General features: G+C 39.5%; 14 protein-coding genes. 13 read left to right on the forward strand and 1 reads right to left on the reverse strand.

The window, feature by feature from the left end; translation table 11 throughout:
- Positions 1 to 495: 495 nt before the first annotated feature.
- The 13 genes from FZC79_RS19925 (at position 496) to FZC79_RS19985 (ending at position 13,734) form a co-directional block, all read left to right on the forward strand.
- The gene (locus FZC79_RS19925; RefSeq protein WP_187442907.1) at positions 496 to 789 is read left to right on the forward strand and encodes a hypothetical protein; all 294 of its coding nucleotides are present in this window, start codon (positions 496 to 498) and stop codon (positions 787 to 789) included.
- A 135-nt stretch (positions 790 to 924) separates the two neighbouring features.
- A complete protein-coding gene (locus tag FZC79_RS19930; RefSeq protein WP_215727446.1) occupies positions 925 to 1,242 on the forward strand; it encodes an ATPase in 318 nt (105 codons plus the stop codon).
- A gap of 330 nt (positions 1,243 to 1,572) precedes the next feature.
- Positions 1,573 to 2,118 carry a GNAT family N-acetyltransferase gene (locus FZC79_RS19935; RefSeq protein WP_148948460.1) on the forward strand — a complete coding sequence of 182 codons (546 nt, stop codon included), beginning with the start codon at positions 1,573 to 1,575 and terminating at the stop codon, positions 2,116 to 2,118.
- A 351-nt stretch (positions 2,119 to 2,469) separates the two neighbouring features.
- Entirely contained in the window at positions 2,470 to 3,258 is a 789-nt protein-coding gene (locus FZC79_RS19940; RefSeq protein ID WP_148948461.1) for a hypothetical protein, read from the forward strand.
- Positions 3,259 to 3,262: 4 nt separating this feature from the next.
- A complete protein-coding gene (locus FZC79_RS19945; RefSeq protein WP_148948462.1) occupies positions 3,263 to 3,724 on the forward strand; it encodes a hypothetical protein in 462 nt (153 codons plus the stop codon).
- Positions 3,725 to 4,859: 1,135 nt separating this feature from the next.
- Entirely contained in the window at positions 4,860 to 5,897 is a 1,038-nt protein-coding gene (locus FZC79_RS19950; protein ID WP_148948463.1) for a zinc-binding dehydrogenase, read from the forward strand.
- A 316-nt stretch (positions 5,898 to 6,213) separates the two neighbouring features.
- Positions 6,214 to 7,239: a TRAP transporter substrate-binding protein gene (locus FZC79_RS19955; RefSeq protein ID WP_148948464.1), complete on the forward strand. Its 1,026-nt coding sequence runs from the start codon at positions 6,214 to 6,216 to the stop codon at positions 7,237 to 7,239.
- A gap of 3 nt (positions 7,240 to 7,242) precedes the next feature.
- Positions 7,243 to 7,788, forward strand: coding sequence for a TRAP transporter small permease (locus FZC79_RS19960; RefSeq protein ID WP_148948465.1), 546 nt, complete (start codon positions 7,243 to 7,245; stop codon positions 7,786 to 7,788).
- Positions 7,785 to 9,080, forward strand: coding sequence for a TRAP transporter large permease (locus FZC79_RS19965; RefSeq protein WP_148948466.1), 1,296 nt, complete (start codon positions 7,785 to 7,787; stop codon positions 9,078 to 9,080). The genes FZC79_RS19960 and FZC79_RS19965 overlap by 4 nt, the downstream gene beginning before the upstream one ends.
- A 638-nt stretch (positions 9,081 to 9,718) precedes the next feature.
- On the forward strand, positions 9,719 to 10,888 hold the full coding sequence (trpB, locus tag FZC79_RS19970; RefSeq protein WP_148948467.1) for a tryptophan synthase subunit beta: 1,170 nt from the start codon (positions 9,719 to 9,721) through the stop codon (positions 10,886 to 10,888).
- Positions 10,889 to 11,003: 115 nt separating this feature from the next.
- A complete protein-coding gene (locus tag FZC79_RS19975; RefSeq protein WP_148948468.1) occupies positions 11,004 to 11,969 on the forward strand; it encodes a helix-turn-helix transcriptional regulator in 966 nt (321 codons plus the stop codon).
- 71 nt (positions 11,970 to 12,040) lie between these two features.
- The gene (locus FZC79_RS19980) at positions 12,041 to 12,664 is read left to right on the forward strand and encodes a type 1 glutamine amidotransferase family protein (protein WP_148948469.1); all 624 of its coding nucleotides are present in this window, start codon (positions 12,041 to 12,043) and stop codon (positions 12,662 to 12,664) included.
- Between the two features lie 341 nt (positions 12,665 to 13,005).
- The gene (locus FZC79_RS19985; protein WP_148948470.1) at positions 13,006 to 13,734 is read left to right on the forward strand and encodes a hypothetical protein; all 729 of its coding nucleotides are present in this window, start codon (positions 13,006 to 13,008) and stop codon (positions 13,732 to 13,734) included.
- A gap of 178 nt (positions 13,735 to 13,912) precedes the next feature.
- Here FZC79_RS19985 and FZC79_RS19990 read toward each other — a convergent pair whose 3' ends face one another.
- A complete protein-coding gene (locus FZC79_RS19990; protein WP_148948471.1) occupies positions 13,913 to 14,476 on the reverse strand; it encodes a hypothetical protein in 564 nt (187 codons plus the stop codon).
- Between the last annotated feature and the right edge of the window lie 47 nt (positions 14,477 to 14,523).

Raw genomic sequence — 14,523 nt, forward strand, 5'->3', positions numbered from 1 at the left:
TGAATTTGTTTAAATAGACTTTTCACGGTATGGAGGGGCAGTTAAACTGTCCTTCTTTTTTTAGTGCGGGGTGGGACAGAGGGATGGGTGCATTTTCCCTCCCTATTTTTACAACATAACTGTGTGGTAAGATTTCAGGAAAGATTCTTCAAAGAGAAAGAAGTGAGTTATCATAGTTACATAGGTTTATCGGGCCAAGCACAAAAAAGGCAGCGGTTCGAATGGTACAATGGGAATGGCTACGAAGTTATTCCTTAGGATTTTACAGTCTATGTACTTTGTCGATCGGAAGAGAATGACATTAGTGTGAATATGTATGAAGTAAGGGGCATTTCGGTCAGGAGCATGTCGAATTGGTGGAAGATAGGTATAAGGGGATTCGTGTTTCGGTCAGGAGTAAGTTGAATTTGTTAGAGATATGTTGGATGTACGCCATATGGCTGCCCATTCCAATAACCATCTATAAAATAACAGAAAGTGAGTTTGGTGATCACGATGATTATTCAATCTGGACACTTGGTCCATTCCGTGAAAGAAGGACGGAAATCAGGCTCATGGGAAGAACGTGATACCTGGATGTTCGCCGCATTTGGAGGTCTTTATGAGTTATTTGCGAATGTATTAATAGGCATCTGGACTCTGTTTTCAGCCATCACATCCTGGCAATCTGGTGAATTTCTCATTGCGGGTCTGATGAACCTGTTTAGTTTAACTTACTGCTGCTTATCAAATAGCGTGGTAAGAACGATTACATACCTTGGTAAGGTTAAAGTGAACTTATTTCTTTAATATGAGACGATTGAGTTTTTTATTGTTTTTATTGTTTATAAAAGAATATATATAAATGAGAGGAACAAGGAATCTTTCCTTTTATCCTTCATGATTATTTTATCTTGGCAGCAGAATTTAAGGAGATGATTTACAATGCCATTTGAACAACTCTTTATAATTTTAATCGTAAGTCTTATTGTCTCTCTACTTTTTCCGTTGATTTACAGAAATAAAGAAAAGAAAGATAAAGGATTTATATTTGCCTATTACGGGCTGAGTTATAGAAGAAAAATGATTCGTACTGTATGGAATATTCCACTAATCATTATATTACTCATTGGTATATCTGTTTGGGGTAAATTAAATTTCTATCAAACTTTCCTAATATCCGTTTTTTTCTTTGTTACCTTAATAGTGCAATTCCTCTATAACTACTACAAATGGAAAAAGCATGAAAAGCAGGTAAGATGAAGATGACATAGCAGGTAAAAGATAGCCTTTAGCCCTGCTATGCAGGATTTTGGAAAGAATTGAACAGCATTGAATAAATAAAACTGCAGAGAAGACCATTATTTACTATGAGTCCTTTTAACAGTCTGAGTATATAAGATTAATGTGATTGAAACAGAGTCATGAGCCTGAAGTGGTATTCCATTTGTTTTAATCTAATTCATTATTAGAAAAAGAAACATTTTTGTAAGGCTCTTTTCTGTGGAAATCCAATAATTTTCGATAGCCAAAATCCTTGCGAAAACAGCTTTTTAAAAGATTAAGGTGAAGGTTGTACAGGGAGGTTTCAAAGTGCTTAATCTGCAGATCAGAAGGCCAAGTGCTTGGGATATAGAAGAACTGCATCACTTTTTTAAAACAGTCATAACGGATACATTTAGAAAAGAGGGTATAGCGGAAAAAGTAAAAGATCTAGAAGACGAAATTGAAAGTAAGAAAGCTTATTTACAAAGTGATTTAGAAAGCAATGGTGAAAAGCGATTTTTTCTCATTGCTGTAGATGGAGATAGAATCATCGGCACAATTGAATATGGTGCAGCAAGCGAACTAATAAGGGAATGTACAGAGGGAGCATTTAAGGATCTTATCGAAGTGGGTACAGTTTTTGTGCATCCTGACTATCAAAGGAGGGGAGTAGCAAATTTATTATTAAATAAGATGTATTCAACCCTGCATTTTAGAGGAATAGAGGAATTTTGTTTAGATAGCGGCTATGTTAGTTCTCAAATGATTTGGAAAAAGAAGTATGGAGAACCACTTTATTTCTTGGAGAATTATTGGGGAGAAGCTAATCACCATATGATATGGAGGCTTGAAGTTGGTGATTTGTTAAAATAAAGGAATTTAAACCAGAGTATTTTAGTGAAGATTAAAACGCTTAAAACTGAATTTTTTGATTGTTTAATTTTTGGTGAGGCGAGGAATCTGTTTCTGTGTCTCCGGAATAAGATTTTTAAAAGAATGGAAACAAAGAGAGCCTGTAGAATGGATACACCCTGGAAACCAAACGTTCTGGGGTTTTTTTAGTCACTGCTCTTAGTAAAAATATGTGTTGCCATTAATGATAATGCACTGTGAATCTGGCTGAACTAATAATACGAAGCATGAAAAAATAAATAAGAGAATTAAATATAAGCTTTAAGGAATGATAATAGTTAAAGTCAATTTTGAATTTCTTAGGGTGGCGTTATGAACAATTATACGAATGACAACACGGCACGACGCTATAAAGCTCATGTCAGCATTTGGGGGACGACGCAGATTCATTTGCGAAATCCCTATATCATTGCATGGTGGAGTGCTGCATTTCCGGGGTTCGGGCACTTGCTTCTTTCCAAGTATTTGCGAGGATTTGTCCTTTTTATTTGGGAAGTAATCGTGAATTTCCAAGCTAATGTCAACTTAGCGATGGTTTACTCATTTCAAGGCGAGATTCAACTGGCAAAAGATGTATTAGATACAAGGTGGTTACTCATTTATATCCCTGTTTACATATTTGGTATATGGGATAGTTATCGAACAACTGTTGATATGAATAAGATTTATGTGTTAGCAGAACGGGAAGAGCATAGATTTAATTCATTTAGCATAGGTGCACTGGAAATAAATTATTTAGATAAAAGAAACCCTGTCATGTCCGTGATTTGGTCTTTATTTGTACCTGGTCTTGGGCAGCTTTATATACATAGAATCCTGACAGCATTTTTTGTTATTATTTGGGTCGTCACATTCTCTTATTTCTCTCATGGTCTTGAAGCTATTTCGCTTTTGTTTCTAGGTAAGGTGCAGGAAGCAACATCTGTATTAAAGCCTGAATGGCTTCTCTTTTTTCCTTCAATTTATGGATTTTCTGTCTATGATTCCTATATCAACACAGTAGAGAATAATAAGCTTTATGAAAAAGAGCAGAGAAAGTATCTTAAAGAACACTATCAGGCAGCTGATTTCAAAATTTTAAAAGGACGAAAAGTGAAGTGATGACATGCAGTTGATTTCAACGTTTGAAAATAATGCATTCTTAGAAATAGCGATATCTATGCTGGAGAAAAAGGGACTAAAAAGAGAAAACATCTTTGCTGTCCCATTAGATAATCGAACAGAAGAGCGTATGGTTTTTGATACGATTCATCGTTCAGATGGGACATCGCTGATCGATATAGGGATGGTTCTCGGCACAGCCTTTTCTGTTGTTGGAGCAAGTGTTGGCTTTAATTTAGCATGGGGGCCTATCTATTGGGGGCTGATTGGCGCCTTCATCGGTTTCATGCTAGGATTCTCTATTCGCCTTGTTACAGAATTAGTGATCAAAAAGAAAAGGCGAGCCTTGAAAGGTAAGCAGTCCGAGGTTGTATTAATAATTGATTGTGAAGAATCGCATGCAGAGTTAGTTGAAAATATTTTATGGAATCACTATGCACTGGGAGTGGCTAAGGTGAAGGAGTAATCATAAAGGTTGGGCATCATTAATCGTTCCAAGGTCGGGTGATCAGTTGCTGCAGGAAGCTTTCCTCCAACTGGAACGGTAAAATTGAGTTAGGGAAGGGCTTTAGGTGAGCCTGAATCCAATATTTATGCTAATTCTCTTTCGTTCAGGGTAATTGGTTTTTTGATTCAACCATATTTATTTAATAGGTCTATGGTGAAAACAAAAAATACTAGTGAATGAGCTTTTTCCATTCTTTCATGTGTGGAAATACCTCTAGGTTAGCAAAATTTGTTGTTTCTGTTTTTACATTTATAAGTATAGCCGCTTCAATGATTGCCCTTATTCTTTTCGCTTTCAACTTTAGATACTATATATTTTATTAACTGTATCTTTAGCCGTACAATTAACGGATCAAATGCTGCATCGTTCAACGAAATTGTGGGATTTGCGCTATGTGGCATTTTAAGAAATAACCTGTGAGCAGCTGAAGAACACACACTTGATTTTCAGTTTTACTTATATCATTCTTGAGAGATTTGTTGATCGAGCAGCCGCATTTGCAATGCTCAAGGGAGTATTGTGGAAGAAGAGCTTTTGGATAGAAGTCAATGTTGCTCATGTTACAAAAAAAACTGCTATATGATAGCAGCAATTAATAATGCTTTTGAAAGAAGAAGAATGTCTTGATGAATCCATTCGCGGACTAGGTTATTATTACACTTTTTAAATTCGTTGTGTAAACGTTCAAGCTCTCTGATGAATAGCAAGTGTTCAGTTTTGCTAAGCACAGTATATTCACCCCTTTACATAGGAAGAAAATACTATGTTAGTTAAGGCTACCAATTTTCATTTATTAACAATGAGTCCGCTCTCTTAAGGAGACTGCTTATGTTTTTGGTTTTTTAGTCGTGGCTATGTATAGTGTTCTGATACCCTGGATTGCTGGGCTCTTAACACAACATTTTTGTTAGGTCTTAATCAGTTGGATAAGAGGATTTTAAAATGTATTTATGCTGCTGAAAGACGCAGGTGAACTCCGTCATATCCTCTGTACTTGTTCGCTGCGTTGGTGCATAAAAATCTTCCCAGCAAAAAATAATAAAAAGTGGACATTTACAAACTATCTCACTTCAAAGAAAGGGGTGGACAGCTGATGTTAGCTGTACAAGTTACTGGATATGGCGGTATTGATAAGCTGGAGATTGTTTCTTCGCCTATACCCCAACCGAAAGAAGATGAAGTGCTGATTAAAGTAAAAGCCTGCGGAATCAACAACACTGAAATCTGGATGAGGGAAGGTGCATACGGAAAGGGTTCCAAGTCTGGCTGGCGGTCGGAAGGAGTCCAATTCCCACGTACTCCGGGTTCCGATATTACGGGAACGATCGTAGGGACAGGCAAAGCTGTAGATGAAAGCATGATGGGTAAGAATGTCGTTCTTTTTCCGTTTACCTCTAGGGGAAAGCCTGGGACTGAACATATTTCAGACGATATGTCCTTCATAGGGTCGGAATATGACGGCGGATATGCCGAATATGTCGTATGGCCGGCTAATCTGTGTTATGACATGCCTCTGCCTGATTTTATTGAAAGTGCCGTCTTCTCTGTTAGTGGTTTAACCGCATGGCATATGCTGGAACAATTGAACGTCCAGCCTGGAGAGACTGTTATGGTGACTGGAGCCAATGGCGGTGTCGGGTCATTGAATGTTCAAATCGCTTCAAAAGTCTTTGAAGCTAAGGTCATTGCGATTGTAGGAGATTTAGCACTGACGGACAAGATGAAAGAGCTTGGAGCATCTCATGTATTGTCCTATAAGTCAGCAGACCTTGCTCGAGAAATTCTGGAGGTCAATGGCGGTCCCATAGACTCGGTAGTAGATGTTGTCGGCGATGCTTTGTTCTCGACTTCTCTGGAGGCTTTAAAAAAAGGCGGGAAATTCTGCACTTCCGGATCCGCAGGCGGGCAGAAGACTGAACTTGATTTTCGAACACTATACTTAAAGCATATTACTCTTTATGGCTCTGTATTGGGAACGAGAGAAGAGTTTCAACAGATGCTGGCCGCTGTTTCTGAGGGCAAAATTAAACCAGTGATTGATCGCACTTTTCCCTTAAAACAGGCGCGGGAAGCTCAAGAGTATTTTAAAGGAGCCGGGAAAGTAGGGAAGGTTGTTCTGCTTCCGGAATGATAAAGATTGGTTCATAAAGGGACGATGTTCTTTCTGAAAGCAGACAGTTTCTGAAATGGAAAATACATAGAAAATGACGTGGAAAACCATCCACGTCATTTTTTGTGCAAAAGAAGCTTTCATGATTTGTAACTGCTTTATAGGGACAAAAGACCGCTCCTTAAATTTTTTTATATAAGAATAGTTTCGAAATTTTCAAAAAGGGGAATTATATTCCATAAACTTCAAATGATTTCTTTTATATGTAAGGGCTCAACTATAGATATTTATACGGCCCTTCGTCTATAAGAAGATCACATGCAGGGGGAGTAAATCGATGAGAAATTATTATGGAATAGCATTAGTGCTCTTATTAGTGGTTAGTTCACTGTTGGGATGCTCTGCAAAGGCTGTAGGAGAGGGACAGGGGGAGGGTCCACTTATTATGCGGCTTGCTCATAATCAAGGGGAGAATCATCCGATACATACGTCACTATCTGAGTTTGCGAGTTTAGTAGAGGAAAAGTCAGAGGGAAGGATTGATATGAAGGTCTATCCGGGCGGACAGCTGGGTTCAGAGCGTGAAGCTATAGAGTTAACGCAAACGGGTGCGATTGATTTTGCAAAGGTGAGTGCGAGTACGGTGGAAAATTTTTCTGAAGAATACTCTATATTCAGTCTGCCTTATCTGTTTGATGGTGAAGACCATTTTTATAAGGTGATGAACAGCAGCATTGCGGAAGAGTTATATGATGAAACAAGAGATATCGGTTTCAGGGGCCTGACGTTTTATGATTCTGGGACCCGACACTTTTATACGAAAGATACTCCTATCCTGCATCCGGATGATTTGCAGGGATTAAAAATAAGAGTTCAGCCCACTCCGACTACAATTGAGATGATTGAGTTAATGGGCGGTGCTCCCACTCCCATGCCTTTCGGGGAGGTTTACACCTCGCTGCAGCAGGGGGTCATCGATGGCACTGAAAATAATGAGACGGCGTTAACGGACGCCAATCACGGAGAGGTTGCGAAGGAATACAGCTTCAGCGGACATGCCATTGTCCCTGATATCCTGATCATTAATGAAAAGAAATGGAACGAGCTGACTAAGGACCAGAGAAATTTGATTCAGGAAGCAGCAGAGGAATCGACTGTTTTTCATAAAGAGGTTTGGAGAAAAGCAGTTGAATCAGCCATTGTTAAAAGCAAGGAAAATGGCGTCACCTTCCATGAGGTGGATAAGGAACCATTTGCCGAAGCCGTACAGCCTCTTCATGAGGAGTTTGCCGCTAAAGAATCTACTGCAGACTATTACAAAGAAATCCGTGAAATGTCAACGGAAGGGACTAAGGGGGAGTAAAGAATGGAGAAAGCAAAAAAGTGGATGGATCAGGGAATTGCCTTTGTAACCTGCACGGTGCTTGCCGTTATGGTTCTGATGGCTGTCTGGCAGGTTTTTTCAAGATATGTACTCAACGCGCCGAGTACCATTTCGGAGGAATTTCTCCGTTTTGCACTCATTTGGGTTTCAATGCTGGGGGCTGCTTACGCATTTGGAAATAAGAAACACCTGGCTATAGAACTTTTCGTTCATAAAGTGTCAAAGAAAAACGCTTTGAAGGTTAGTATTTTAATAGAAGTTATCGTTTTGTTGTTTGCCAGTCTTGTCATGATTGTTGGGGGTGTGCAAACGATCGGCATTTCGCTGGGCCAGTCTTCGCCGGCATTGGGCATTCCTATGGCAGCCATCTACTTATCTCTGCCTGTATCAGGAATCCTGATCATCTGTTATTCGTTGTTTTCTATATATGAATCTACTGTAAAAAGGAAAGCGGAATTCTATTCAGAAGATATGGAAACAGAGTGGCCGGCCACTCCTTTAGACGCAGAAGGGAGGAGCTTAAAATGACGATCACTGCGGGATTGATTTTGTTTTTTGCCTTTTTCATTCTCTTGTTTCTTGGAGTACCGATAGCTGTCAGTATCGCAGGGGCATCGATCACCACTATGCTTATATTGTTTCCGTTTGATATCGCCGTCTTTACTTCAGCGCAAAAACTGGTAACAGGATTGGACAGTTTTTCTCTTCTCGCCATTCCGTTTTTTATTCTGTCGGGAGTCATTATGAATCGCGGGGGCATAGCCATCCGCTTGATCAACCTGGCAAAGGTGCTGGCAGGCAGGATGCCGGGATCACTGGCTCATACCAATGTTGTCGGGAATATGTTATTCGGCTCCATTTCCGGATCGTCGGTTGCGGCCGCTGCAGCCATCGGGGGAGTCATGTCACCATTGCAGGAAAAAGAAGGATATGAAAGAACCTATTCAACTGCCGTTAACATTGCATCCGCACCAGCAGGACTGCTCATCCCGCCAAGCGGACTGCTGATCATCTATTCCTTGGTCAGCGGAGGAACTTCAGTCGCAGCACTCTTTATTGCCGGATACATACCGGGAATACTATGGGGGCTTGCAGCGATTGTGGTTGCTTACATTATTGCCAAGAAAAAGAGTTATCCAGTATCACCGAAGATTACGTGGAAGCAGCGGTTTAGAGTTTTTCTGGAAAGCCTGCCTAGTTTGATGTTAATTGTTATTGTAATCGGGGGAATCGTTGCTGGAATATTTACTGCAACAGAGGGGGCAGCCATTGCCGTTGCATATTCTATCATTCTTTCGATTGTCTACCGAAGTTTTAAGATGAAAGACTTGCCGAAAATGCTGCTGGAAACGGTCGAGATGACTGCCATCATCATGCTTTTGATTGCTACGTCTTCGATTCTGTCTCTGGTGATGTCTTTTACGGGAATACCAGATGCGATAAGTAGTGGAATGCTTTCGCTGTCAGATAACCCGATCGTCATTCTATTATTGATGAATATCATTCTATTGATTATAGGAACTTTTATGGATATAACTCCCGCGGTTCTTATCTTCACGCCGATCTTCCTGCCGATCACGGCTGAATTTGGGATGGATCCGGTCCATTTTGGTATCATGATGTGCCTGAACTTATGTATTGGAAGCATTACCCCTCCGGTCGGGAGCGCGCTGTTTGTCGGAGCAAGTGTTGGAGGAGTAAAGATCGAACAGGTAACAAAGCCATTACTGCCATTTTACGCAGCCATCTTTGTCGTATTGCTTGCTGTGACCTATATTCCGCAGATCAGCCTTTTTCTTCCAGGACTGCTTGGGCTGTAGGAGATATGATGTGAAGCGCAGTTAATAGCAGGGAAGTACATGTATCTTTATTTGCTGGAAAAATTATTTAAGGATAATGGGAGACACTCTCATTATCCTTTTTTTATAGTTGAAGAACAGATGGAAAACTGCCTTGTCACTGCCTTTAACAAGTAGTATTTATGACTGAAGCCTGTCGTCGGGAGCGAGGGAATTGGTGAGAGATGTGTATGAAGCTGGCCGCATGTCGGTCGGGAGCGAGGGATTTTGTGAGAGATGTGTATGAAGCTGGCGGCATATCGGTCGGGAGCGAGGGAATTGGTGAGAGATGTGTATGAAGCTGGCCGCATGTCGGTCGGGAGCGAGTGATTTTGTTAGAGATGTGTATGAAGCTGGCGGCATATCGGTCGGGAGCGAGCGAATTGGTGAGAGATATGTATGAAGCTGGCCGCATGTCGGTCGGGAGCGAGCGATTTGGTGAGAAATGTGTCTGACATGTATCTCTCCAGTGATGAGGGGGCAGCTTCTTAGTCCATCGCTGTTTCATTAAATTGATAAAAAGGGATAAAATCATTGATTTCCGATGAAAATGATGAAAAAATAGATTATGAATATTCAAGAGTGAATATTCAAGTTATTTAGAGGAGCTGAGTTTAGAGATGAGTAAAAACAGTGTAGTTGAGAATGGGTTATTTGGAGAGTTTGGAGGCAGCTATCTTCCGCCAGACTTACAAGAGGTCTTATCGAACCTGGCAGAACAGTTTTATAAGTATAAGGATGATGAGGAATTTAATGAAGAATTCAAATTCTATCTGAAAGAGTTTGTAGGCCGTGAAAACCCATTGACATTTGCGAAAAACCTTACTGAAAAGACAGGCGGAGCAAAGATTTATTTGAAACGCGAGGACCTTAATCACACAGGTGCTCATAAAATCAATAATGTCATCGGACAAATATTATTAGCCAAGCGCATGGGTGCCACAAGAATTATCGCTGAAACTGGAGCCGGCCAACATGGCGTAGCAACAGCTACCGCGTGTGCGATGTTTGGAATGGAATGCATTATCTACATGGGAAAGCTGGATACTGTCCGTCAATCTCTGAATGTTTTCCGGATGGAGCTTTTGGGTGCGAAGGTCATTCCTGTTGATAAAGGGCAGGGCAGGTTGAAGGATGCAGTAGATGAAGCCTTGAATGACCTGGTTGAAAACTATGAGAATACCTTTTATCTGTTGGGTTCGGCAGTCGGGCCGCATCCATTTCCGACGATGGTCAAGCATTTTCAATCTGTCATTAGTGAAGAGTCCAAGAGGCAGATTCTTGAGAAAGAAGGAAAGCTGCCAACAGCAGTGGTGGCTTGTGCAGGCGGCGGAAGCAATGCGATAGGAGCATTCTCTCACTACATTGATGAGGAAGATGTTCGGTTGGTTGGTGTCGAGCCAGCTGAAGCACCTACATTGACAAAAGGTGTGCCGGCGGTTATTCACGGATTTAAGTGTTTAACCCTGTTGGATGAAGAAGGAAATCCGCAGCCGACGTATTCCATTGCAGCAGGACTCGATTATCCAGGTGTCGGACCGGAACACAGCCATTTGAAAACAATTGGCAGAGCAGAATATGTGACGGTAACCGGGCAGGAAGCATTAGAATCATTCCAGGAATTATCGAGGATAGAAGGGATCATCCCTGCTTTGGAAAGCTCTCATGCAGTTGCGCATGCTGTAAAGCTTGCCAAAACCCTATCAAAAGAAGATATCATTATTGTTAATCTTTCTGGCAGAGGGGACAAGGATGTTGAGCAGGTATTTGGGATGCTGAAAGAGAAGTAGAATACAAGGAAAACTGGTTATCTGGAAAATGGTAACCAGTTTTTTTATGATGTTCTCGAAAACCCCCGGGTATGTCCCGGCTTATAAAATAACTTTCATATAGAGGTGGAATTGTATGCCTAAAATCGACAATATGTTAGCCATTCTATGGATGCTTCGTTCAGGTGAAAAAATTACAGCAAAACAAATTTCCGAAAAGTTAGAGATGAATATAAGAACTGTGTATCGATATATTGATACTATTTCAACAAGTGGCGTACCGATCATTTCAGAACCGGGACATAACGGTGGATACTCTTTAATGAATAATTTTATTGAAGCTCCTCTTTTTTTTGATTTTGAGGAGCAAACTTCACTTTATCATGCTGCTGTTTTTGCAGAAGAAGCCGGTTATTATGGAGGTGAAGCACTGAATCGAGCCATTTCAAAACTAAGTAAATACTCAAATCCAGAGCAGGAAACAAAGGTAAATCAACATTTAACTAGTCTTGAAGTGATAAGTCGAGTAAGTTCACTGTCTATGGAATCTTTTTTGAAGAAGCTGGAGCTGGCTGTAGCTGACGGGTATTCAGTAAAAATTCTTTACTATAAAAGTGGCGAAAAGCAATTAAATGATAGATTGGTCGATCCTTACAGAATTGTCTATTGGAATAATAAGTGGTATTTGATTGGATTTTGTCATCTTAGAAATGCTATCCGTAGTTTTAGAATAGATCGAATTGAAAACCTATTGCTGACCGAAAATAATTTTAATCCCCCGGAAAATTTTTCAGCACGTGACTTTTTTATAGAAAATCTTCTTCCAACTATAGAAGATAAGGAAGAGGCAATTTCTTTGGTTATTCATGGAGATAAAAATGTGCTGGCTGATATTTGCCAACATTGGTTCTTAGGACATTATTTACAGAAACGTACTTCAAACGAGGCAGTTTTTCTTCTTGAAAAAGATATCATACATACTTATGTCCCTTATTTACTGCTGCCGTACAATCAATCGATTAAAGTTATTGAGCCAGTAAGTCTTAAAAAAAGACTTATTGAAGTTCTGTCGGAATTAATAAATTTTCATCAAGAAGGATAACTTCCCTGACGTTAACTGTCAGGGAAGTTATTTTATAATAGCTGTATCAAGGTTGATTGGAGTGTTATTGGATGCAAACAAAAAAAGCTTTTCTTTATGTATTTAATACAATGTCGGACTGGGAATATGGATATTTAATTGCTGAACTAAATTCAGGCAGATATTTTAAAAAAGATTTAGCACCTTTAAAAGTAATAACAGTAGGAGCTAACAAAGAAATGATTACTACTATGGGAGGACTGAGCATAAAACCAGATATTTCTCTTGATGAATGTACATTTGAGAGTAAAGATCTTTTAATTTTACCAGGAGGGACTACTTGGAGTGACGAAATTCATCAACCTGTCTTGGAAAGAATTGGCGGAGCTTTAAAGCACGGCACGATTGTTGCTGCAATTTGTGGTGCAACTGATGCCCTTGCGAATATGGGATACTTAGATAGCAGGAAGCATACAAGTAATAACTTAGACTATACTAAAATGGTATGTCCTAACTATGGAGGAGAAAAGTTCTATGAGTCAGGACCTGCGGTATCTCATGCGAATTTAGTCACTGCATCAGGAATAGCTCCACTGGAATTTGCCATGGAAGTACTGAAAAAACTAGACGTATTGACACCAGAAGCATTACATTCATGGTATAACCTAAATAAAACTCATGAACCTCAATACTTCTTCCAGTTAATGAATTCTTAAATAAAATTTACTGAAAAAGCTCAATTTCTCTATTTTGATTTGCAGAGAAGTTGAGCTTTTAAATTTGGAATTTCCTTATGATTGTTAATCCGCATTTTCCTGAGTCGGCCCCTTGAAGACATTAGTCGATAATTATAAAAGAATGAATTAGAACTTTAAGCAGATGGGACACGGAACCTGGTCCTCCGCCTCGTACAGAACTAATTACTGCATATACAGTCATTTAGTTTTGATTTACTATAGAGAGAGTAATAGGTAATGAGATTTTTTTAAACATAAGTTAATCAGTTAATAAACTTTCAAATTCTAAATTAGGGTGAAGACAGTTGAGGAAATTGTTCATGAATCTATATTTATCAGTATCAATGAAGCGGCTGGGTGTGCACATCAGCAGAAGACACATTAAAAAAGGTGATTTTTCCGTTCAAAAGTTAATAGAAGATGAAGAGACACTGCGAAATCTTCTCCTTGTACAGAAAAGCCACAGCCACGGTAATCCTAATTTAACAATCGTGGGGACACTATTCGGTAAAAGGTATTCTGTACTGCCGATCGTTTTCTTCGATAAGATGGTGCTGAGTGGTATGGTCATTGACGCATCACCAGAGAATATCTTTGTCAAAGTAACGAAAACAGGCGGAATCCGTTTTTTTATTCATCCAAGAAATATAGTCTCACGTAAATCGTTGTCCAAAGAGCAGGAACAAAAGCTTCTACATACCTTAGTTGCCGATCATTTGACACCGCTATTTGAGATAGTTTGCAAAATAGCAAACTCTAAAGTACCACATCTACAATCATTGGTGAGTCATAACTTGTACCAACGGAGCCATTTCTTACGAAAGAAATTCTCCGACTGCAAACAATCATCAGAGGACGTTCTTCGTATGATGACAGGAGCGGAATTGTTTCAGAATCAAAGAAATCCGTTAGACTTTACTTTTAGAAAAACGGAAGGCGGAAGCAGCACAGCAGCCTATATTCGCAAGCATTGCTGTCTCGCCTACCTTCAACATGAAGGTGATAAAAGCCATTGTTGTTCCACTTGTCCACATATTCATAAGAAATAAAGAAACATAACAAGTCCGTGTTGGCTTGTTATGTTTCTTTATAAGGCAGTATCTTTCGTTTTAGGGAAGTCATACAGAATTTCGAGTCTTGCATGAAACCGTCATCTCAGAAGGAGAGCTGATCTAAAAAGGGTACTAGGTGAATGATTTTTTATGTATATTCAAGGAGAAAATTTCACTATAGCTCTAATGAAGCCGGCTTAGCGTTAGAATTCTTTAAGAAACGGGAATACGCATGAGCAAACGCTTTTGATATCTCAATGCCTGTAATTCCTATGATTATGGCAGGAATAAGGGAAATAATGAAAGCGACGATGAGTCCAGTGAAAATAGGAATATTCAATAGTTGTGCCAAAATAATTTCATTCACTGAATTTATTATTAGTTGTGTTAGGAAAATCATGATGCCCAATCTGAGTTTGGTTTTGCCATTGTATGATAAAGTGCTCCAGTTAAACATTCTGTCTTTAATTGAAAAGATATAAGGCTTGAGCAGAAAAATGGCTATGGCAAAGACAGGCAGGATGATAATGTTGGCAGTAGCAAAGATCTTGCCAGTTGTTATGAAAGAGATAGTTCCGATGATGACACCGATCATAATTGATTTTTGCGGTTTTAAAACAAGCGTATAGACGGTATAGATCAACATCATCAGCATTGCATGAACGAACATTAGTGCAATGGGTAAAGCAGCTAGTAAAGCAATGGTCGTCAGGGTTTTGGTGTTTTGGTTTTTATACATGGAATTCTCCTTTAAAAAGTATAAGATATTTATATTATATTATCAGT

Origin of the sequence: Rossellomorea vietnamensis (genome assembly GCF_008180615.1) — a bacterium.
GTDB classification, from domain to species: Bacteria; Bacillota; Bacilli; order Bacillales; family Bacillaceae_B; genus Rossellomorea; species Rossellomorea vietnamensis_D.

Coding starts and splice junctions, on each gene's coding strand:
- FZC79_RS19965 (WP_148948466.1), top strand. CDS start 7,785: ATGACGATCACTGCGGGATTGATTTTGTTTTTTGCCTTTTTCATTCTC.
- FZC79_RS19975 (WP_148948468.1), top strand. CDS start 11,004: ATGCCTAAAATCGACAATATGTTAGCCATTCTATGGATGCTTCGTTCA.
- FZC79_RS19940 (WP_148948461.1), top strand. CDS start 2,470: ATGAACAATTATACGAATGACAACACGGCACGACGCTATAAAGCTCAT.
- FZC79_RS19955 (WP_148948464.1), top strand. CDS start 6,214: ATGAGAAATTATTATGGAATAGCATTAGTGCTCTTATTAGTGGTTAGT.
- trpB (WP_148948467.1), top strand. CDS start 9,719: ATGAGTAAAAACAGTGTAGTTGAGAATGGGTTATTTGGAGAGTTTGGA.
- FZC79_RS19990 (WP_148948471.1), bottom strand. CDS start 14,476: ATGTATAAAAACCAAAACACCAAAACCCTGACGACCATTGCTTTACTA.
- FZC79_RS19930 (WP_215727446.1), top strand. CDS start 925: ATGCCATTTGAACAACTCTTTATAATTTTAATCGTAAGTCTTATTGTC.
- FZC79_RS19925 (WP_187442907.1), top strand. CDS start 496: ATGATTATTCAATCTGGACACTTGGTCCATTCCGTGAAAGAAGGACGG.
- FZC79_RS19950 (WP_148948463.1), top strand. CDS start 4,860: ATGTTAGCTGTACAAGTTACTGGATATGGCGGTATTGATAAGCTGGAG.
- FZC79_RS19985 (WP_148948470.1), top strand. CDS start 13,006: ATGAATCTATATTTATCAGTATCAATGAAGCGGCTGGGTGTGCACATC.
- FZC79_RS19980 (WP_148948469.1), top strand. CDS start 12,041: ATGCAAACAAAAAAAGCTTTTCTTTATGTATTTAATACAATGTCGGAC.
- FZC79_RS19945 (WP_148948462.1), top strand. CDS start 3,263: ATGCAGTTGATTTCAACGTTTGAAAATAATGCATTCTTAGAAATAGCG.
- FZC79_RS19960 (WP_148948465.1), top strand. CDS start 7,243: ATGGAGAAAGCAAAAAAGTGGATGGATCAGGGAATTGCCTTTGTAACC.